At 67.2% G+C, this 19848-nt stretch carries 17 protein-coding genes; 8 read left to right on the top strand and 9 right to left on the bottom strand.

Annotation, left to right across the window (positions count from 1 at the left end; genetic code table 11):
* The first annotated feature begins 173 nt into the window (after positions 1 to 173).
* On the top strand, positions 174 to 581 hold the full coding sequence (locus AC07WJ_RS25000; protein WP_494937382.1) for a hypothetical protein: 408 nt from the start codon (positions 174 to 176) through the stop codon (positions 579 to 581).
* 43 nt (positions 582 to 624) lie between these two features.
* Here AC07WJ_RS25000 and AC07WJ_RS24995 read toward each other — a convergent pair whose 3' ends face one another.
* The 3 genes from AC07WJ_RS24995 to AC07WJ_RS24985 form a co-directional block, all read right to left on the bottom strand.
* Positions 625 to 786 (bottom strand): hypothetical protein, encoded by a 162-nt coding sequence (locus AC07WJ_RS24995; RefSeq protein ID WP_494937381.1) that lies wholly within the window; start codon positions 784 to 786, stop codon positions 625 to 627.
* Positions 787 to 990: 204 nt separating this feature from the next.
* On the bottom strand, positions 991 to 1743 hold the full coding sequence (locus AC07WJ_RS24990) for an acetoacetate decarboxylase (protein ID WP_494937380.1): 753 nt from the start codon (positions 1741 to 1743) through the stop codon (positions 991 to 993).
* Positions 1744 to 1802: 59 nt separating this feature from the next.
* Positions 1803 to 2540, bottom strand: coding sequence for an acetoacetate decarboxylase (locus tag AC07WJ_RS24985; RefSeq protein WP_494937379.1), 738 nt, complete (start codon positions 2538 to 2540; stop codon positions 1803 to 1805).
* 395 nt (positions 2541 to 2935) lie between these two features.
* Here AC07WJ_RS24985 and AC07WJ_RS24980 point away from each other — a divergent pair, with 395 nt between their 5' ends.
* The 5 genes from AC07WJ_RS24980 to AC07WJ_RS24960 all read left to right on the top strand — a co-directional run bounded on the left by AC07WJ_RS24980 (position 2936) and on the right by AC07WJ_RS24960 (position 10173).
* A complete protein-coding gene (locus AC07WJ_RS24980; RefSeq protein WP_494937378.1) occupies positions 2936 to 4078 on the top strand; it encodes an acyl-CoA dehydrogenase family protein in 1143 nt (380 codons plus the stop codon).
* A 26-nt stretch (positions 4079 to 4104) separates the two neighbouring features.
* Positions 4105 to 5295, top strand: coding sequence for an acyl-CoA dehydrogenase family protein (locus AC07WJ_RS24975; RefSeq protein WP_494937377.1), 1191 nt, complete (start codon positions 4105 to 4107; stop codon positions 5293 to 5295).
* A gap of 9 nt (positions 5296 to 5304) precedes the next feature.
* The gene (locus tag AC07WJ_RS24970; protein ID WP_494937376.1) at positions 5305 to 6882 is read left to right on the top strand and encodes a fatty acid--CoA ligase; all 1578 of its coding nucleotides are present in this window, start codon (positions 5305 to 5307) and stop codon (positions 6880 to 6882) included.
* A gap of 283 nt (positions 6883 to 7165) precedes the next feature.
* Positions 7166 to 8377 carry a threonine--tRNA ligase gene (gene thrS / locus AC07WJ_RS24965; protein WP_494937375.1) on the top strand — a complete coding sequence of 404 codons (1212 nt, stop codon included), beginning with the start codon at positions 7166 to 7168 and terminating at the stop codon, positions 8375 to 8377.
* A 269-nt stretch (positions 8378 to 8646) separates the two neighbouring features.
* A complete protein-coding gene (locus tag AC07WJ_RS24960; RefSeq protein WP_494937374.1) occupies positions 8647 to 10173 on the top strand; it encodes a sensor domain-containing diguanylate cyclase in 1527 nt (508 codons plus the stop codon).
* A gap of 31 nt (positions 10174 to 10204) precedes the next feature.
* Here the strand turns inward: AC07WJ_RS24960 and AC07WJ_RS24955 are convergent, their stop codons facing one another.
* Entirely contained in the window at positions 10205 to 10894 is a 690-nt protein-coding gene (locus tag AC07WJ_RS24955; RefSeq protein ID WP_494937373.1) for a DUF4336 domain-containing protein, read from the bottom strand.
* A 317-nt stretch (positions 10895 to 11211) separates the two neighbouring features.
* On the opposite strand from AC07WJ_RS24955, the gene AC07WJ_RS24950 reads away from it, so the two are divergent.
* Positions 11212 to 12195 carry a M14 family metallopeptidase gene (locus tag AC07WJ_RS24950; protein ID WP_494937372.1) on the top strand — a complete coding sequence of 328 codons (984 nt, stop codon included), beginning with the start codon at positions 11212 to 11214 and terminating at the stop codon, positions 12193 to 12195.
* Positions 12196 to 12240: 45 nt separating this feature from the next.
* Here the strand turns inward: AC07WJ_RS24950 and AC07WJ_RS24945 are convergent, their stop codons facing one another.
* Positions 12241 to 13074, bottom strand: coding sequence for an amidohydrolase family protein (locus AC07WJ_RS24945; protein ID WP_494937371.1), 834 nt, complete (start codon positions 13072 to 13074; stop codon positions 12241 to 12243).
* 104 nt (positions 13075 to 13178) lie between these two features.
* Complete coding sequence (locus AC07WJ_RS24940; RefSeq protein WP_494937370.1) at positions 13179 to 14462, bottom strand: MFS transporter; 1284 nt, start codon at positions 14460 to 14462, stop codon at positions 13179 to 13181.
* 302 nt (positions 14463 to 14764) lie between these two features.
* Here AC07WJ_RS24940 and AC07WJ_RS24935 point away from each other — a divergent pair, with 302 nt between their 5' ends.
* On the top strand, positions 14765 to 15730 hold the full coding sequence (locus AC07WJ_RS24935) for a LysR family transcriptional regulator (protein ID WP_494937369.1): 966 nt from the start codon (positions 14765 to 14767) through the stop codon (positions 15728 to 15730).
* A 48-nt stretch (positions 15731 to 15778) separates the two neighbouring features.
* Here AC07WJ_RS24935 and AC07WJ_RS24930 read toward each other — a convergent pair whose 3' ends face one another.
* The 3 genes from AC07WJ_RS24930 to AC07WJ_RS24920 all read right to left on the bottom strand — a co-directional run bounded on the left by AC07WJ_RS24930 (position 15779) and on the right by AC07WJ_RS24920 (position 19447).
* Positions 15779 to 16765, bottom strand: a complete 987-nt coding sequence (locus tag AC07WJ_RS24930; RefSeq protein WP_494937368.1) for a Bug family tripartite tricarboxylate transporter substrate binding protein — start codon at positions 16763 to 16765, stop codon at positions 15779 to 15781.
* A 182-nt stretch (positions 16766 to 16947) separates the two neighbouring features.
* Complete coding sequence (locus AC07WJ_RS24925; protein ID WP_494937367.1) at positions 16948 to 17958, bottom strand: alpha/beta hydrolase; 1011 nt, start codon at positions 17956 to 17958, stop codon at positions 16948 to 16950.
* A 379-nt stretch (positions 17959 to 18337) separates the two neighbouring features.
* A complete protein-coding gene (locus AC07WJ_RS24920; RefSeq protein ID WP_494937366.1) occupies positions 18338 to 19447 on the bottom strand; it encodes a L,D-transpeptidase family protein in 1110 nt (369 codons plus the stop codon).
* Positions 19448 to 19848 lie beyond the last annotated feature (401 nt).

Below are 19848 nucleotides of genomic sequence, written 5' to 3'. Positions count from 1 at the left end.
GGCATGGCGCTTGCTTGGGCCGGGATGCCGGTCGAACGCTTGCCGGACCGGAGACATCATCGGGCCATGTCGCCATCGGGCGCGTTCTCGAATGGCGGACGGTCCAGTGGCAAGCCTCCGACGTCCCGACAGCCGGCCATGTCCAGCTCTCGGCCAGTGGAGCGCGTATCGCCATGGCCTTCTTCTCACGCTTTCGAACGACGGATCCGGCGCCCCGCTTCCGCTCCGGCGATCGCGACGGCCATGCCGATCAGGCGCGGCTCCACGGTATCAGGGCGGCGATCCGGCTCTCGATCGCCTCGCTCGACCGCGAGCAACAAGGCCTGAAGCGCAGGCTCGACGACGCCAGCGCTACGGCCGCGAGCATCGCCGGGACCGAAGGCTGCGACCATCGCCAACGCGATCCCGCCGACGAGAAGCTCCTGGCCGAGGCCGAGCGGCAGATGATGGCGGCGGCCCGGCGCCTCGGCGCCTTGCGGGCCCAGCGCGCCGTCTTCGAGACGATGCTCGATCTCGTCGGCAGCGACGGCGAGGCGATGGAAGTGGTTGAGGCCCGGGTGTCGGGCATCCGCAAGACCTGAGGCGCGTGTTCCGGGTGGCCGGCGCCACACGGCCGGCCAACGCTCATCGCGACGGGCCGGCGGCGACGGGATCACTCAACCGGAGCGGCACGGGCTCCGGCAAGCGATGCTGGCTCAGCACCAGCGCCATGACCAGCACCACCGGCACCAGGCCGGCGAGCATGATCCAGATCCTGAGATGCAGCACACGCCGACGCCTCTGCATGATCCTCCCTTTCGACCAGGGCATTGGCGGACCGGCCGGCGCATGACCACGCATGACCGGAGCGCGACGACCCAGGCGGCGAAAGGCATCATTCCACGAACCGGCCATGGCTGGCCATCAGGGATTGCCCGGTCGGCACGCCGGCGTCGACGGCGCCCCCATGGTTGTCCGCTTGCCCGTCACCTCGCGCAGCTCCGGACCGGCTCAGGCGAGATAGTCATGCACGACTTCGCCGAGATCGAGCGTCAGGTCGGCGATGAGATGCACGCCGGACAGGATCTCCAGCACCGGCAGGTCGGCCACCGGCGCCAGGGCGTGCGGGCTGAGCTCCAGCGCCGCCGGGCCGCTCCAGGCGCCCTTGAGGTCGAGGTCGCGCAGGTAATAGCGAACCAGTTCGCAAACCCGCGGGCTGCCGTCGACATCCGGGATGATCTTGAGCAGGAAGCCCGGTTCCTGCAGCGCGTGCAGGGCCTTCTCATCGGGGATGCGCTGGTGCTTGTAGCCCATGGTGCCGGTGGCGATCCGCGCCGGCCCGAAATCGAGCGTGCCGACCAAGGTGTCGCCTTCGACCTTCAGGCTCGGCGCGGCGAGCTTCTTCGGAAAACCCCAGAGCTCGCGGCCGCCTGAGATCGGCGGATCGTCGTCCAGGAACATGGCGTGGACGTAGCCGCCGGTCTGGAAACCGCCCTGCCCGTCCGGCAGCCGGACCGGAATGACCTGGCCGGATTCGGTGTAGTCGCCGAAGCCGGTGGAGTCGGGCATGCGAATGAATTCGTATTTGACGATCGGCTCGACGATCTCGAGCGGCTCGGGAACCACCCGCTCCAGCGCCTCGCGTGTCGTCCGGTAGGTGATGATCAGGAATTCGCGGTTGACGAAGCGATAGGGCCCGGGCGGAAAAGACGGATTTTCCAGGGGCATCGCATAGGCCTTGCTGAGGATGTCGGCGGGTTCCATCGAAACGGTCCTTGGTGCGGCGTCGGCGCGCGGATAAGGTGAAGCAGCGGGTCTGCGGCTCAGGCGAGATAGTCGTGAACGACCTTGCCGAGATCGAGCGTGTAGTCGGCGATCATGTGCAGCCCGGTGACGGGACCGGCGATCGCCAGGTCGCCAAGCGGCGCCAGCGCATGGGGATGCAGCTCCAGCGCCGCCGGACCGGTCCAGGCGCCCTTCAGGGTCACGCCGCTCTTGGTGACCCGGACCAGTTCGCAGATGCGCGGACTGCCGTCGACATGGGGAATGATCTTCAGCAGGAAGGTCGGCTCGACGAAACCCGTTTCGGTCGCCGCGGCATCGGCCCGCTGATGCTTGTAGCCCATGGTGCCGGTGGCGACCCGGATGCGACCGAAATCGAGCGTGCCGACCAGCGTGTCGCGCTCGACCGCCAGCTTCGGGCCGGCGAGTTTCTGCGGAAAGCCCCAGAGTTCACGCCCGCCCGATATCGGCGGGTGGGTGTCGAGGAACATGAAGCGGATATAGCTGCCCGTCTCGCCGCCGAAAGTCACCGGGATCACCTGGGCCGCGCCGCTATAGGCGCCAAAGCCGGTCGAGTCGGGCATGCGGACGAATTCGATGCGGACCGTGGCGTCGGCCACTTCGAGCGGCTTCGGCACGACACGCCGGAGCGCGGCAGGATCGCAGGGATAGCAGACCGTCAGATATTCCCGGTCGACGAAGCGATAGGGTCCGGGCGGGTAAGACGGCCTGTGCAAGGGCATGGCGAATGCGGCTGCTCTGACGTCCTGGGCTTTCATCGGGTCACCTTGCACCTTGATTTCGGGCCGGCACGCTTGGCCGTCCCCGCGGAACACACCTGATCGCGCTGATCTAGGATGGCGGCCACGACAGGCGGATGTCAGGCCTTTCCCACCATGCGAGCGTCGCGCGGGGCGCGATCGCCCCCGTCACAAGACGGATAGCTCGCGCCGGGAAAGATCGAATAGCTTGGCTGGCCGGCCGATGAGCTTTCAAGACGAGCATGGCGACAGCAAAATCGGCCGAGCGAGCGCCGTCCAAACAATAATCCGCGATGCGGAACCTCCGGGGAGAACCGTCATGGGCCTTGTTGATCCCACGGCATCGGGCGCAGGCGCCGTACGGGCGCCGAACGGATGGCCGCCCCGCGGCCCGATCGCCGCCGGCTAGCGCGATGGACATCACCCCGACCGAGGAACAGCGCCTGCTGCGCGACAGCGTCGAGCGCTTCGTCGCCGATACCTATTCGGCGGATCTCAGGCGCCGCAACGCCGCCGAGCCGCTCGGCTTCAGCGCCGAGACCTGGCGGCGCTTCGCCGATCTGGGCTGGCTCGCCTTGCCGATCGATGCGGCCTATGGCGGTCTCGGCGGCGGTACCGTCGAGACCGGCATTCTGATGGAGGCCTTTGGCCGCGGGCTGGTCAGCGAACCCTATCTGGCGACGGTCGTCATCGGTGCCGGTCTGGTCGCCTCCTGCGGGAGCGAGCGGCAAAAGCAAGCCATTCTGCCGCGGGTCGCCGAAGGCAAGCTGCATCTCGCCTTCGCCCATTCGGAACGCGCCGCGCGTTTCGACCTGGCCGCGGTCGACACCCTGGCGCGACGAACGCCCGAGGGCTGGCGCCTCGATGGCCACAAGGTCGCCGTGCTCGACGGCCGCGCGGCCGGCCAGATCATCGTCTCGGCGCGCATCGCCGAAGACGGCGATCCTGCGCTGGCGCTGTTCCTGGTCCCGCCCGATGCGGCCGGCCTGACCATGCGCGACTATCCGCGGCTCGGCGGGGGCGGCGCCTGCACGATCGCGCTCGCCGGCGTCGATCTGCCAGCCGAGGCCCGCCTCGGCGATGGCGACGGCCTCGCGGCGATCGAAGCCGTGGTCGATCGCGCCCTCGGAGCGCTCGGCGCCGAGGCCGTCGGCATGATGCAGGCCGTGCTCGACCGGACGCTCGACTATGCCCGGACGCGCCAGCAGTTCGGCAAGCCGCTCGCCGCCAACCAGGTCGTGCGCCATCGGCTCGTCGACATGTCGATCCGTTGCGAGGAGGCCCGGTCGATGGCTTTGCACGCGGCGCTGACGGCGACCGCCGCACCACGCGAGCGGAGCCGGGCGGCGTCCGGGGCCAAGGCCAAGATCGGCCGATGCGCGCAGTTCGTCGCGGAACAGGCGGTCCAGCTTCATGGCGCCATGGGCGTCACCGAAGAGCTCGACATCGGCGCCTATTTCAAGCGGCTCCTGGCCTTCGAGACGCTGTTCGGCGGCAGCAGTCACCACTACCGCCGGCATGCCGCCCTGGGCAGCATGGCCAAGGCCACGGGTTGAACCGGTCCGACGGGGGACACGCGCATATGGATCTCAGTTTCGACGATCAGGCTTTCGCGGCCGAAGTGCGCGACTTCATCGCCATGCATCTGACGGCGGAGATGAAACGCGCCCAGGCGCTGACTCCATCGGTATTCTCCGATCCCGAGATCATCGCGCCCTGGCAGAAGGCGCTGCATGCCAAGGGCTGGATGGCTCCGGGCTGGCCCCGCGACCATGGCGGCACCGGCTGGACGCCGGTCCAGCGCTGGATCTTCGAAACCGAATGCGCCCGCGCCGGCGTGCCCTCGGTCTCGCCCATGGGCGTGAAAATGGTCGGCCCGCTGATCATCGGCTTTGGCACGGCGGAACAGAAGGCCACTTACCTGCCGCGCATCCTGTCGGGCGAAGACTATTGGTGCCAGGGCTATTCGGAGCCCGGTTCGGGCTCGGACCTCGCCTCGCTGAAGACCCGCGCGGTGCGCGACGGCGACCATTACGTCATCAACGGCACCAAGATCTGGACGACGCACGCGCACCACGCCAACAGGATGTTCGCCCTGGTGCGCACCGAAGTCTGCGCCCGTCCGCAGGACGGCATCAGCTTCATCCTGATCGACATGAAGAGCCCGGGCATCTCGATCCGGCCGATCCTGACCATCGGCGGCGATCATGAGGTCAACCAGGTCTTCTTCGACGATGTGCGCGTGCCGGTCGCCGATCGCGTCGGCGAGGAAGGCAAGGGCTGGACCTATGGCAAATACCTGCTCGAGTTCGAGCGCGGCTCGGGCATCGCCTCGGCCAAGCTGCGCCAGGGCCTCGACGCCGTGCTGGCACTGGCGCGCTCGGAGGCGACGGGCCAGGCCATCGCGGATCCCGACATCGCCTTGAGCGCGTCGGAAATCGAGGTCGATATCGATGCGCTCGAAATGACCGAGCTGCGCCTGCTCTCGGCCATGCGCACCGGCCAGAACCCCGGCGCGGTCTCGTCGCTGTTGAAGTTGCGCGTCAGCGAAATCCGCCAGGCGGTGACCCGGCTCGGCGTCGAGGTGATCGGCCTCGACGCGCTCGCGGTCGAGCCGATGCGGCCGCTCTATGCCATGAACCAGGAGCCGGCCATCCCGGAAGCGGCCCTGCCGGTCGTGCCGGAGCACCTCAACGGCCGGGCCTATACGATCTTCGGCGGCACCTCGGAAATCCAGCGCGACATCATCGCCAAGCTGATGCTCGGACTTTAGGGAGGCACCATGGTCGACAGCCAGGAGCCGGCGACGCTCGTCGACATGGTCCGCCTGCAGGCGCAGGCCCGCGGCGACGCGATCGCCTTTCATTTCGAAGGGCGCGACACCAGTTTCGCGACCCTCGATGCGCGCACCAGCCGCATCGCCAACGGGCTTGCTGCCCTCGGCATCCGGCCGGATGAACGCATCTGCTATCTCGGCAAGAACAGCGACAGCTATTTCGAGCTGCTGCTGGGCGCGATGAAGGCCAGGGTCGTGATGGCGCCGGTCAACTGGCGGCTCGCCGGTCCCGAGATCGCCTTCATCGTCAATGACAGCCGGGCCGCGGCGGTCTTCGTCGGCCCCGAATGCATCGAACAGGTGCGCGCCATCGCAGCGCAAATGCCCGGCGTGAAGACCTTCATGACCACCGAAGGCGGCGCGGCGGACTGGCCGGATTTCACCCCCTGGCGCGACGCGCAGAGCCCGGCCGATCCGCGCCTGCCGACCGGCGAGATGGATGTCGCGATCCAGCTCTACACATCGGGCACGACCGGCAATCCGAAGGGCGTGATGTTGTGCCACCGCAATTTTCTCAGCCTCAGGCGACAGGGCAAGGTCGATACGCCGGACTGGAACCGCTGGTCGGCGGACGACGTCTCGCTGGTCGCCATGCCGGTGTTTCACATCGGCGGCTCGGGCTGGGGCGTGATGGGCCTCTATCACGGCGCCAAGGGCGTGATCATGCGCGAGTTCGACCCCAACCGCGTGCTCGACTTCTTCGAGGCCTTCAAGGTCACCAAGCTGTTTCTGGTGCCGGCCGCGATGCAGATCGTCGTGCGCCATCCCCGGGCAAGCCAGGTCGACTATTCGCGGCTGCGCTACATGCTCTACGGCGCCTCGCCGATACCGGCCGCCCTGCTCAAGGAATGCATCGCCATGTTCGGCTGCGGCTTCGTGCAGATGTACGGCATGACCGAAACCACCGGCACGGTCGTCGTGCTGGCGCCGGAGGATCATGTCGAAGGGCTCGCCCGCATGCGCTCGGCCGGCAAGGCGATGGCCGGCGTCGAGATCGCCATTATCGATCCCTCGGGCCGGCCGCTGCCGGTCGGCGAGGTCGGCGAAATCGCCACGCGCTCCGACGCCAACATGGTCGGCTACTGGAACCTGCCCGAGGCCTCGGCCCGGACGCTCGGCGCCGACAATTGGCTGCGCACCGGCGACGCCGGCTATCTCGATGCCGACGGCTATGTCTATATCCACGACCGGATGAAGGACATGATCATCTCGGGTGGCGAGAACATCTATCCCGCCGAGGTCGAGAACGCGGTCTGCTACCATCCCGACGTCGCCGAAGTCGCGGTCTTCGGCGTGCCCGACGACACCTGGGGCGAGGCGGTGAAGGCGGTGGTGGTGCTCAAGCCGGGTGCCCGGGCGACAGCCGAGGACATCATCGCGGCGACACGCACGCGGATCGCCGGCTTCAAGGCGCCCAAATCGGTCGACTTCATCACGGCCCTGCCGCGCAACGCCTCCGGCAAGATCCTCAGGCGGCATTTGCGCGATCCCTATTGGGCGGGCCGGGAGCGCGGCGTCAATTAGGCGGGCCTGGCCTCCGGCCGCGCAAGGCGGAGGCGGCCCCGTCGACCGAAACTTCGAGCGGGGCGTTGACGTCCGGGCGTTTTGCCACCAGATATCGAGACATGAACAAGCTTCAATCAGCCGCACTGACCACCACGGCGACCGCTTACGGCGGATCGCCTGCTGGTTGCGCACGCTAGAGACAAGCGTCGTTCATTCAGAAAGGCCCCGCCGGCGACGGACGGGGCTTTTTCTATTCTTGATGGTCCCGTCCGCGCTTTTTCCTCGCACAAGGAACCTAGCCATGGACGATCTCGACCACAGAAATCTCGGCGTGAAACTCAATCTCTGGCACCTGCAGGACGATGCGCCGGGCATGGTGTTCTGGCATCCGCGCGGCTACGCGATCTACCGGGTGCTGGAGGACTATGTCCGGCACAAGATGCGCCGTGCCGGCTATGCCGAAGTCCGGACACCGCAGTTATTGCCCAGGGAACTCTGGAGCCGCAGCGGCCACTGGGACAAGTTCGGCGCGCATATGTTCCGGGTCGACGACGGCGAGCAGGCGATGGCGCTGAAACCGATGTCGTGCCCCTGCCACGTGCAGATCTTCAACAAGGGGCTGCGCTCCTGGCGGGAGCTGCCGATCCGCTATGCCGAATTCGGCGCTTGCCACCGCAACGAGCCGTCCGGTTCGCTCCATGGCATCATGCGGACACGCGCCTTCGAGCAGGATGACGCGCATGTGTTCTGCCGCGAACAGGACGTGGAGAGCGAGGTCGCCGGTTTCATCGCCCTGCTGGGCGAGGTCTATCGCGACCTCGGCTTTCCCGATTACGAGGTGGCGCTGGCGACACGGCCGGCGGTGCGCGCCGGCGACGACGCGACCTGGGACTGGGCGGAGGCGAAGCTCGGCGATGCCGCGCGGCGCCGCGGCCTCGCGCCTCACATCAACCCCGGCGAAGGCGCGTTCTACGGACCGAAGCTGGAATTCGCGCTGCGCGACCGGCTGGGGCGATCCTGGCAATGCGGCACGGTGCAGATCGACGGCGTGCTGCCGGAGCGGCTCGACGCGTCCTACATCGCCCCCGACGGCAGCCGCGCCAGGCCGGTGATGATCCACCATGCCGTCTTCGGATCGCTCGGCCGCATGATCGCGATCCTGCTCGAGCACCATGGCGGCGTGCTGCCGTTCTGGCTGTCGCCGGATCAGGTCGCGGTCGCGCCGATCTCGAAAGACCAGGCCGGATATGGCGCGGACGTGGTGGCCGCGTTCGAGGATGCCGGGATCCGGGCCATTGCCTATGACGACGCCGACACCCTGTCGCGGCGCATCGTGGCGGCGCATGACATGGCCGTGCCGGTGATGGCCATCGTCGGCGGGCGCGAGATGAGGGACGGCCGGGTGACCCTGCGCGAGCGCGACGGCGCGCAGGCCGACATTCCGCTGGCCGAGGCGGTATCGCGCCTGCAGGCGAGAGCCCGGCCGGGCGCCCCGGCAACCGGGGCCGCGTGAGGCGTGCGGCATCGGCGGACGCTGATCGCTGTCGGCGACCTCCGGGGGCCGCCGGCCGACCAGCACCGGCGGCGGCCCAGGCAACGCCCGGGTTGGCGCGCGGCGGCCGGACGCCGCGCGCAATCATCGGCTATCGGGCCGGCGTAGCGACCCGCCTGACGCGAACCCCCTGGTGAAATGCCATTTGACTTGACCCGGCGGCACTCGATTAACCTTCGGTAGAGCCAAACCCGGCATGATCCGGGGTTCGGCAGGGAACAACGCAAGACATGTCTCGCAGGCGTTGGACGGCGAACTGGGCGAGCGACAGGCCGACCTTGCGTTGGGTCGTGCCGATCGTCGTGATTGCCGGTTGCTTCTGCGCGCTGTGCGCCCACGTGCTGATCGAGGCCCGCCACGCCGCCCTCGACCGCGCGGCCCTGACCGGCACCAGCCTGGTCGCCGCGATCGAGGCGGATACCGTCCGCAATATCGAGAGCGTCGACCTGTCGCTGGCCGCGGTCGTGGAGGGCCTGAAACGCCCCGACATCAACCAGATCAGCCCTGAACTGCGCCAGATCATCCTGTTCGACCGGTCGGCCACCGCGCGCCATCTCGGCGGCATCATGGTGATCGACGAGACCGGCGAGGTGCAACTGGATTCGCGCACGCTCTACCCGCTTTCGGTCAATCTCAGCGATCGCGATTATTTCCAGTTCCACAAGACCAACCCGTCGACGGAACTCTATATCAGCCGGCCCTATGAGGACCCGATCACCGGGCAGCTCAGCGCCGGGGTCAGCCGGCGCCTGTCGCACCCGGACGGTTCCTTCGCCGGCGTCGCGCTCGGCGCCCTGCGCCTGGAATATTTCCACACCCTGTTCAAGGACACGCTGCTGGGAACCGACGGCCTCATCACGCTCGTCCGCACCGACGGCGCCATGCTCATGCGCTGGCCCTTCCGGGAAGAACTGCTCGACTGGAATCTCCGGTCCACCGAGCTGTTCAAACATTACGCGGAAGCACGAGACGGCCGCTATGAGGTCCGCATCGTGCCCGACGGCATCGAACGGCTCATGGTCTATAGCCAGGTCGGCGAGCTGCCGCTGGTCGTCGTGGTCGGACAGTCGCTGGCCGACATCTATGCGTCCTGGCGCCGCTACGCCTCGATCGTCAGCCTGCTGGTCGCGGCGCTTTGCCTGGTGACCATCACGCTCGCCGTCTATCTGGCGCGCGAATTGAAGCGACGGGCGGAGACCGAGGCCGAACTCGAGTTGCTGGCCACCACGGACGGCCTGACCGGCCTGTCCAATCGCCGGCATTTCAACGAGACGCTCGATCAGGAATGGGGGCGCGCGGCACGCGCCCAGGAGCCGCTGGCGCTGGTCATGCTCGATGTCGACCACTTCAAGACCTATAACGACCAGCACGGCCATCAGGCCGGCGACAGGCTGCTGCAAGCCCTGGGGTCGGCGATCAAGGGCAGCATCCGGCGGCCGGGCGATCACGGCACGCGTTACGGCGGCGACGAATTCTCGATCCTTTTGCCCGGAACCTCGGTGGAAGGCGGCGTGCGGGTGGCCGAAATGGTGCGCGCGCGCCTCGCCCAGGCCGAGCCCGGCGAGGCGAGCGCCGGACCGCGACTGAGCGTCGGCGTCGCCTGCCTCACGCCGAGGCTGGAAGGCTGCCCCGACGAACTCGTCGCGCTGGCGGACCGGGCGCTCTACCGGGCCAAGGAACTCGGCCGCAACCGCACGGAAATCGAAGAGAACCGCGGCGGCCGGCCGACGCTCCGGCTGATGGATGGGCCGCACTGAGGACCGCCCCCTCATGGCCCTGCCGTCGGCCTCACCCGGTCAGCCATGCGAATGCCCGGCGCAGAAAGGCGCGGGCATCGGTTTCAACGGGCGCGCCGTGGGCCATCAGCACCTTCTCGGCGGGCCAGGCGAGAATGCGTTCGAGGGCAGCACGCGCGGCGCGCCGATCGACAAAGGCGAGACGAAATTTGCGTGGCACCGACGGCTCGGGGCCAACCATCAGGTCCAGTTTCGCCACGACCGCCCGCCAGCCGGAGAACATGCCGGCCGGAAATTGCTGGAGCAGGTCGGTAAAGAGCACGGTGCCGCTATTGGCGTGAAAGAAGACCACTTCCGTCGTGATCAGATTGCCCGGCATCGGGACCTGATCGATCTCCCTGGCCCAGCCCGGGTCCGGCGCGTCACCGAGGTCGCCGTCAAAGGCGATGTCCGGGCGCTTCCGGCGCAAGCCCGGCGGGGCATGGACCAAGGCCCCGGGATAAGCGCTCTGCCACTGCGCGAGAAACAGGTGGTGCAACGCGTTGGGCGCAACGATGTGCCGCACCTGGCCGAGGCCATCCACCGCCGCCCGCAGGCCTTCCGTGAATCGGATCGGCGACCAGACGAACAGGTTTCCGTCCGACAAGCGGATGACGGCCATGCGCGTGGGGTAATGAAAACCCGCGACGGCGACCTCGGCTCCATCGGCGATCCAGATGTCTTGGCCGAACTGTTTCAACATGCCCTGCCCCATCCGACCGCGACCGACGACCGTCGCTCCGGCGACGGTCGCTGTCGCAAACGCCTTGCGCGTCCCGCCGCGCTGATGTGCCACGGGGCCGCGTCATCATCAATCGAAGGCCTGGCCAAGCCGCGAGCGCCTGCCGGCCCCTTCCTCCCGGCGCTCCGGCCAGCTGCCTCAGCCATCGACCGGCGCGGCGCGATGACACCCGCGCCTGGACGTCTCGGGAGCCCGACCCTTCCAGAGGCCCGACGCGGCGCTTGCCTGCGCGACCGGGCTGTGGAGACATTCACGGCGGATTCGGAGAGGACAGTGCTTTGAGCGAGAACCCAGGGCTGCGCGAGGCCGAACGCGACGTCGCATTGAACGGCCCCCTCGAGAGCATCACGTTCTCCGGCCTGGGCACCGGTCCGGCCCTGATCGTGATGGGCGCCGTGCACGGCAACGAGAACTGCGGCCCCAATGCGATCCGCCGCGCCATGGCCGCCTGCCGGTCGGGCGAGCACCTGATCCGGCGCGGCGACGTCACCTTCGTGCCGGTCGCCAATCCCAAGGCCTATCTGCAGCAAACCCGCGAAGGCGACCGCAATCTCAACCGCGACCTGCGCGAGAAACCCGCGCCGGCCGATTACGAGGACCGGATCGGCAATCGCATCTGCGCCCTGCTGCGCCGGCACGACGTGCTGCTCGACATTCATTCGTTCCGCAGCCAGGGCGAGCCTTTCGTCTTTTTCGGGCCGGAGAACAACCACGGCCAGTTGGAGGCCTTCCGGCATGCCGAGGCCGAGGGCGCGCTGGCCGGCTGCCTCGGCACCGACGTCGCCATTCACGGCTGGCTGGAAAACTACGCGCGCCTGCTCGCGGCCCGCGCACGGATCGGCTTTCCCGCGATCGCGATCTCCGAGGGTTATGGCACGACCGAATATATCCGCTTCTGCGGCGGCTACGGCGTCACGCTGGAGTGCGGCTCCCATGACGACCCGGCCTCGGCCGAGGTCGGTTATGCCGCCATCGTCAACACCCTCGCCCATCTCGGCCTGACCGACGCCCCGCGTCCGCCGCGGCGGCCGCAGACGGTCATCCATGTCGTCGACATCATCGTCTGCGAGGCAGAGGGCGACCGCCTGGAGGGCTCATGGCGCACCGGCGACGCGGTCGCCGCCGGCGCCCTCATCGCCCGGCGCGCCAATGGCGAGGCGGTCACCGCCCCCTGCCCCGGCTACATCATCTTCCCGCATGCCGGCGCAAAGCCCGGCGAAGGCATCTGCCATTTCGGCGTGGCCAGCGACCGGCGGATCTGAACGCCCCGGTCCGGCATCATCAGAACGACGAGACGCCGGAACTGCTCAGCGCGGCCCGCCATCCGGATCATCTGGAAAATCGTAGAGCCTGCGGGGATTGTCCACCAATATGCGGTCGCGAACGCGCTTTTCCGGCGCCCATGACGGCAGGATGTCAAGAAGATCCGTCGTTTTGAACATGGGTCCCTCGACCGCCACGTGAGGCCAGTCGGATCCCCAGACGCATCGATCGGGGGCCGCATCGACAAGCGCCGCGCCGACCGCGATCGTGTCGAGAAAGGGCGCGCCCGCGACCGTGATGCGATTGGCGCCGGAGAGCTTGACCCAGGTCCTGCCGGTCTCGAGCATCCCCAGCAAGACGGCAAAGCCGGCATGGCCGGTCCTTTGTGAGACCGGCGTGAAGCCCATGTGATCGATGACGACATCGACGGGCAGCCGGCGCAGCCGCGGGGCAAGCTCGGGCAGCATGCGCAGGTCGATCAGGAGCTCGACATGCCATCCGAGCCCGGCAATGCGGCGGGCGAGATCTTCGAGCCGGTCGAGGGCAACCCCGCCGCCAAAGAGAACATTGAACCTTGCGCCGCGAACCCCGCTCCGGTGCATCCGGCGCAAATCGGCCTCGGAGAGGCCGTCTCCGAGCGCGACGATCCCGCGCAATCTCCCGGGATGGCGCGAAATCACGTCGAGCAAGCCGCTATTGTCGGTGCCATGGGCGCTGAGCTGCACGAGCACGCCGCGATCCATATGGAGGGCGTCGAGCATCGCGAAGTAGGCGCTCTCGGACGCTTCCGGCGGGGTATAGCTGCGCTCGCCAACGAATGGCTGGCGGTCAGGCGGCCAAATGACATGTGCATGGGTGTCACAGGCCCCCTTCGGCACCGTGAAGGCCGGCTCCCGATGGTCGGGATCCGGACCCTGGCACAGCTGAACTCGTGCTTGCGGCATGTTCATCTTCTTGCTCGGCTCAATGGGCGTGAACGTCTTCAGCTCACGGCGGAGAGGTCGCGGCCGCGCGTTTCGGGCAGGCCCAGGAGACCGACAAGAACCAGGGCATAACAGCCGACCGCGACATATCCCATGGCCTGGCCGAGCGGCAGAGCGGGCGAGATGAAGCCGACAAGCGCCGGAAAGAGAGCGCCGATGCCTCGGCCGGCATTGTAGACGAAACCCTGCGCCGTTCCCCGGACCCGGGTCGGGAAAAGCTCGCTCAGGAACGCCCCGATGCAGCCGAAAATGCCGTTCGTCGCAAATCCGACCAGGAAGCCGACAGCCAGCAGCTGGCCCTGCGTGATCGGCGCGACGGTGTAGACGCATACGAGACCCGCCGCGAGCAGCGCCATGCCCAGCACGGTGCGCTTGCGGCCGATGGCGTCGGCCAGGAACCCGGCGAGCACGAAGCCGCAAAAGGCACCGCAGGTCGCCAGTGCCACATAGCCACTGGCGCCGGCAATGGAAAGCTGCCGCTCCGCCCGCAGGAAGGTCGGCAACCACGTGATGATCGAATAGGCTCCGCCCATGCCGCCGGTGGTGACCAGCGCCGCGAAGAAGACGCGCGATCTCAGGGGAGCGCGGAAGATCGAGAGCATCTCGCCGACGCTCGTGGGCGTCGCGCGCTGATTGATCGCGGGCTCGGGGATATTGCGCCTGATATAGACGATGAGAAGCGCCGGCAGAATGCCGATCCAGAACATGACCTTCCAGCCGGTATCCGGGCCGAACCAGGTGAGAACCACGGCAGCGACGACGGCCGCCAGGCCCCAGCCGACAGCCCAGCCGCTCTGAACCAGCCCCCCGACCCGCCCCCGATGCGCCGGCTTGACGATTTCGCTGATCAGGACGGCTCCGGCCGCCCATTCACCGCCGAAACCAAAACCTTGCAGGCAGCGGACCACCAGCAACTGCTCGAAACTGGTGGTGAAGCCGCTCAGAAACGTGAAGAACGCGAACCAGGCGATGGTGATCTGCAACACGAGAACCCGGCCGTAGCGGTCGCACAACATGCCGGCGACGCAGCCGCCCAGTGCCGACGCGAACAGCGCGGATGTCCCGAGGAGCCCGGCCTGGCCGGACGTCATGCCCCAGGCGACCATCAATGACGGGATGACGAAGCTGTAGATATTCACGTCGAACGAGTCGAGCGACCAGCCTGCCCATGCTGTCGCAAACGTGCGCCTCTCGGTCGGCCCCAGGGCGCCCCACCATCCGGACGGATCCGTCGCGGCGGCGGCGGCCGGCGTCATTGCCAGCAGATCGTCTTGCGAGCTCACGATATCACTCCCCATTTTGTTGATTTTTATAGCAACGCTTGGATCCGCGCCTGCTTTCGACCTAGCACAGCCAAAAATGATCCAGAATTCGCGATCGGCGAACGACAGGTTTCATTCTTGCGAAGAGACCCATGATGCGCGGTCGGCTAAGTCATCGACCGGAGGCGGATGACCGACGCAAGCCGGCAATGTCTCGCGCGCCGACGAGGTGCGCCATGCGCGTCATCCATCGTGGCGCGAATGGCTCGCCGGGAGCCGGAATGCTATAGGGGTGCCGGAGCACCGAGAGGGCCAACCGGGTCTTGCCGGCAGGACTGACGACGATGTCGCTTCGCAACTTGATCCATCGGGTCGACCTGGTGTCGCTGCAGCTGTTCATCGCCGTTTGCGAGGAACGCAATCTGACGCGCGCGGCCGACCGCGAGTCGATCTCGCCCAGCGCATTGAGCAAAAGGCTGTCGGATCTCGAAAGGATATTGGGAGCCGAGCTGTTCCTGCGGCACGCCAAGGGCATGATACTGACCGATGCCGGCACATCGCTCCTTCGTCACGCGCGCCGGATCGTCTCCAGTGTCCTCGAAATGGGTTCCGAACTCCGGGAGCATGCTTCCGGCATACGCGGCAACGTCAATATACTGGCGAATATTTCGGTGATCGTCGAATTCCTGCCGGAGGATCTCTACCTTTTTTCCCAGGTTCACAACCTCATCAAGATCAATCTGGAGCAGCGCATCAGTCCGGCCGTCGTGAAGGGCATTGAAGACAAGGTGGCCGAGATCGGCATCTGCGAAGTGCATGGCGAGAGCGGCGACCTGAAGGTCTGGCCCTATCGCGCGGATCGGCTCGTGGTCATCGCCCGCGACGACCATCCCCTGGCCGCCCTGGACCAGGTACCCTTCGCGGATACGCTCGACTTTGAATATGTCGGCTTTCATGTCGACTGTCCGGTCTATTCCCGCTCGCGTTTCGCCGCCGCCCGGCTCGGGCGCGAATTGAAGGCGGGGATCCATCTGCCGGGCTTCGATACTGTTTGCCGGATCGTCGAAGGCGGCCTCGGCGTCGCGCTGATGCCCGACCGCGCATTCGAGCTGGTCGGGTCGGGAATGAACCTTGTGGCCATCCCGCTGCTCGAAGAGTGGGCGGCGCGCGAGCTCAAGATCGTGACGCGCGATCCCGACACGCTGTCACGGCCCGCGCGCCTCCTGATGGACCACCTGACGCAGAGCCGCGCGCCGGCGGGTTCGGCCTCGAAGCTCGGACTGCTCTGACGAAGACGGCCCGGCCATGGCGCGGTCCGGGACGCGCGCCGCCGGGCCCTATTCGGGTTTGACGCCCGCGGCCTTGACGACCTCGGCCCATCGGGCGATCTCGGAGGGAAGGCTGCTCGCGATGGTCGATCCGGGCGTCAGCGCGATGACCACGCCCTGCGCCGCGAGACCGGCGCGGATGTCGTCGCGCCGCAGCGTCTTCGAAACGGCCTGAAACAGCCGCTCGATGATCGGCGGCGGTGTTCGCGCCGGTGCGAACAAGGCGAACCAGGCGTCGGCATCGACCCCGGTCATGCCGGCCTCGGTGATCGCAGGCAGGTCCGGCATTCGTTCGATGCGCCGTGCCCTGGCGACCGCGAGAGCCTTGACGCTTCCGGCTTCGACGAATGACACGACGCTTGGAATGGAAACCAGGCAAAAGTCGATCCGTCCGGCGATCAGCTCCTGCACCATGGGACCGGCGCCGCGGAACGGGACATGGACAAGCCTTTCGATGCCGGCCCGCATCCGGAACAGTTCGGTGGCAAGTTGCGACGACGAGCCCTGCCCCGTCGAGCCGTAGATCAAGCCCTGCGGCCTCGACCGCGCCAGGGCGATGAGACCCCGCACATCCGACACGCCCAGGTCGTTTCGGGTGGCGATGAGATGAGGAATGACGGCCAGTCCGGCGACCGGCGCGAAATCCTTCACCGGGTCATAGGCGATCTGCGCAAGAAGGCTCGGATTGGTGGCATGGGTCTGCTGCGTTCCCAAGACGAGCGTATGGCCGTCCGGCTCGGCCCTGGCCACCACGGTGCTGGCGATCGAACCCGCCGCCCCACCGCGATTTTCCACCACGACATTGACGCCGAGGTCCTGCCCCATCGCCGCAGCCAGGATCCTGCCGACGCTGTCGACCGACCCTCCCGGCGGATAGGGCACCACCAGCACGACAGGACGGCTTGGATAATGCCGCAGCCCGGTGTCGTCGGCATGCGATCGCCCCGGTGCCGACAGGACGGACAGAGCGGCCAGCATTGTTCGGCGCGTCAGCATCTTGGTTCCCCCAGATCAAACCAAAACCGGCAGAATTGAACCGCGGCGCCCGGCATCGAAGCATGGATCCGCGGATAGCGGACGAAGCACCGTTCTGCGCCGGTCGCCCGTGTGGGGTCCGCACCGAGATCGAACACGGACCACACGCCTGACGTCTTCGAGGTCGGCCCGCCGCGGGCGGTTCACAGTCCTTGCGACGCCAGCCAGTGCTGGATGCGGCCGGCAATGGCATCCGAATTGTCGTCCATCATCAGCATGTGCGAATTGCCGCGGATGCCGATCGCGGGAAGATCCAGAACCTCGACCTTCCCGCCGACCGCCCGGAGCGCGGACAGATATCTGTTCGGCGCCTGCACGAGGCGGCCCCAGACCGGGACCGCAGGCATGTTGTCGCCCCAGACGGCGAGATGCGGCACCGACTTCAGCCTGGCGAGATCGATCATCGCGGGGTCGGGTGCAGCCGATGGCTCGACAACGACCAGGGCCTTGACCTTGTCGGGGGCCGTCAGGGCCGCGGTGAAGGCAAAGTTTGCCCCTTGGCTATGGGCGACGATCACACAGGGACAGACCTTCTGGACGAGGGCGTCGTAGGCGGCCTGGGTCGCCGCGTCGTTCGTGACCCAGCGCGGCACGAACTGCTTGGCAAACTGGTCGTAGGCGTCGAGCGGGAACCGGACACCGGCAAAGGCCTCGCGCCGGCCACCGGGTTGGTAGGACGGGCCGAGCCGAAACAGCTCCCAGCCCTCCCGTTTGGCGCGAAAGAACGGTGCGCTCCGGTAGATCTCCGGGTAGCGGGACCAGGACGCCCGGCCGCGTTCGACCGCATCCGAGACAAAGGTATCGTAGCCGGCGTGGAGGAAAAAATGCTGCCAGCCGGGGGCCCCGTCCGGCTTGGTCTCCCAGGTGACGCCGGTCAGCCCGCCGCCATGCCAGAACAGAAGAGGGACGCTGCCCCTCGGCCGGCTCAGCCTCACATAGTGCACGTACATCTGGCCGGTTTCGAATTCGCCGTTCGGATCGCTCCGGACCGGCGGAGCGCCGGGCGTGAATATCAGGTCCTGCGTAGCGAGACCGGCAAGGGTCTCCTGGCGGCCGCCGACGTGAAAACTGCCGACTTCCCTGACCAAGTAATCGGCCGCCGCTGGTGTCGCGCCCGCGAGGATCAGGGCCGCAATCCAGGTCCAGTGTTTCATATGTGCCCCATTCCGGATGGACCTGCCCTGGCGCAAATCACCGCTGACGAGCGACGGAGACGCGTTGCCGTCCCGGCGCCGACGGATCGCGTCGACAACCTCGAATGCAAGTCCTGCCAAGACGTGGCGGCATCGAAGCGGCGGCCCGCGGCCGATGCCGCGGCGCGGTTCAGGATAGGGCCAAGGCCCTGGCTTCCGGCGATCGTGAAAGCCGTTGACCGCAATATCGCCGGGCGATCAGCCCCGCGGAATTGGCAAAGCCAGAACGTCGCGTTTCGCGCGGACGAACACGCCTCTATGCCGGGCCGGAAGCGGCCGAGCACCGGCGCCGTCAAACGCCAGTCCGGCTGCCGCGCCGCCGTCGCGCCGTGTCGCGGCCCTAGCGTTGCGGGCTGAGCGCGAGCTGGGTGGCAATGCCGTCACGCTCGTAGACGTCGTGCCGAAACCGCACCACGCCGCCTGGATTGGCCCAGGCGGTCACATAAACCCAATAGACCGGGATCGGCTGCGCCGGGCGCGCGTCGATCCGCTCGTCGGTCTGCAGGACGTGGTCGATCTCGGGACGGGTCCAGGGCGTGCCCTGCAGCGCCCAGGCGATCAGGCCACGGATATCCTGGATCCGGGCACAGCCCGAGGAGTGAAAGCGCTGGTCCTCGTCGAACAGGCCCTTGGCGGGGGTATCGTGCATATAGACCGCGTGGACGTTGGGGATGTTGATCCGCACATTGCCCAGGGAATTGCCGTCGAAAGGGTCCTGGCGAAACCGATATCGCAGGGCCTCGGTCGAATTCCAGTTGATCGACGCGGCGTCGACCTCCTGGCCCTCGCCGTTGAAGATGCGAATGCGGCTTCGCGCCAGATAGTCCGGCTCGGCCTGCATTTTCGGGATCAGATCCTTGCGGATGATCGATGCCGGGATCGTCCAATAGGGATTGAAATTGATGTCGGCGATCCGGCTCGAAATGACCGGCGACTGCCGGTCGGCCTTGCCGACGACCGCCACATGGCGCGACACGACGGCGTCGTTCTCCACCGCCTCGGCTTCGGCCGCAGGAATATTGAGCACGACATAGCGGTTGCCGAGAAAGCCCGAATAGGCCCGCACCCGGACGAGATTGGTTTCGAGCTGCCTGAGCCGCGTCTCGGCCGGCACGTTCAAGGCTGCCAGCGTCGACGCCCGCACTTGCCCGTCGGCCATGATGCCATGGCGCCTCTGGAACCGCTTGACCGCGGCCTCGATCGCCGCGTCGAACAGATCGCCGCCGCCAGCATTGCCAGCGAGGTCGCCGGTCGCCACCAGATGGGCGCGCAACAGCGAGACGGCCCGGCCGCGCGCGCCGATGCGCAGCCGCTCGCCCACCGGGACAGGCCGCCAGCCGCCGCGCGCGACGATGGCGGCATAGGCGTCGATCGCCCGTTCCAGGCCCAGCACCGTGTCGGTTCCCAGCACCGGACGGCTGCCCGTCGCCGCATATGGCCGAAGCGGCATTGACGGATTGCCGTTTGCGGCCGCCCCGGCGCGCCGATCTTCCGCCCCTTGCGCAGGACCACCGCCGACAAGCAATGCCGAAGCCGCCGCGCCGATCAACATCCGGCGGCGATCGACCCCGACGACCAGGGGACAATGGGACGTTGCTTGCGGCACGAGAAATCTCCGACGCTCGAACAGAGCCTGCGGGTCCGATATTCGTCGCGATCTACCTCTTTTATAGTTAACGACGGCCCCTGACCGAGCGTCATTTTACAACGACACTTCGCCCCCCTGCGTCAGCCCCGCTCCACAAGGCACCGTGAAGCAATGTCCGAGGCGTTCCTCGCGCCCCGGATGCATGGCCAGCGATGAGTGTCGTTCAGATTCCATCAATCATAACAAATCAAATTGAATCTTTT

Source organism: Phreatobacter sp. GW821-FHT04C01, assembly GCF_059420385.1.
Note: the sequence above shows the minus strand (reverse complement) of the source record. Positions and strands in the feature narration are given on the sequence as shown.

Excerpts from the sequence above, each read along its gene's own strand:
- AC07WJ_RS24930 (WP_494937368.1), bottom strand. The coding sequence starts at position 16,765 with ATGCTGACGCGCCGAACAATGCTGGCCGCTCTGTCCGTCCTGTCGGCA.
- AC07WJ_RS24995 (WP_494937381.1), bottom strand. The coding sequence starts at position 786 with ATGCAGAGGCGTCGGCGTGTGCTGCATCTCAGGATCTGGATCATGCTC.
- AC07WJ_RS24990 (WP_494937380.1), bottom strand. The coding sequence starts at position 1,743 with ATGGAACCCGCCGACATCCTCAGCAAGGCCTATGCGATGCCCCTGGAA.
- AC07WJ_RS25000 (WP_494937382.1), top strand. The coding sequence starts at position 174 with ATGGCCTTCTTCTCACGCTTTCGAACGACGGATCCGGCGCCCCGCTTC.
- AC07WJ_RS24925 (WP_494937367.1), bottom strand. The coding sequence starts at position 17,958 with ATGAAACACTGGACCTGGATTGCGGCCCTGATCCTCGCGGGCGCGACA.
- AC07WJ_RS24985 (WP_494937379.1), bottom strand. The coding sequence starts at position 2,540 with ATGAAAGCCCAGGACGTCAGAGCAGCCGCATTCGCCATGCCCTTGCAC.
- AC07WJ_RS24975 (WP_494937377.1), top strand. The coding sequence starts at position 4,105 with ATGGATCTCAGTTTCGACGATCAGGCTTTCGCGGCCGAAGTGCGCGAC.
- AC07WJ_RS24970 (WP_494937376.1), top strand. The coding sequence starts at position 5,305 with ATGGTCGACAGCCAGGAGCCGGCGACGCTCGTCGACATGGTCCGCCTG.
- AC07WJ_RS24960 (WP_494937374.1), top strand. The coding sequence starts at position 8,647 with ATGTCTCGCAGGCGTTGGACGGCGAACTGGGCGAGCGACAGGCCGACC.
- AC07WJ_RS24955 (WP_494937373.1), bottom strand. The coding sequence starts at position 10,894 with ATGTTGAAACAGTTCGGCCAAGACATCTGGATCGCCGATGGAGCCGAG.
- AC07WJ_RS24920 (WP_494937366.1), bottom strand. The coding sequence starts at position 19,447 with ATGCCGCTTCGGCCATATGCGGCGACGGGCAGCCGTCCGGTGCTGGGA.
- thrS (WP_494937375.1), top strand. The coding sequence starts at position 7,166 with ATGGACGATCTCGACCACAGAAATCTCGGCGTGAAACTCAATCTCTGG.
- AC07WJ_RS24980 (WP_494937378.1), top strand. The coding sequence starts at position 2,936 with ATGGACATCACCCCGACCGAGGAACAGCGCCTGCTGCGCGACAGCGTC.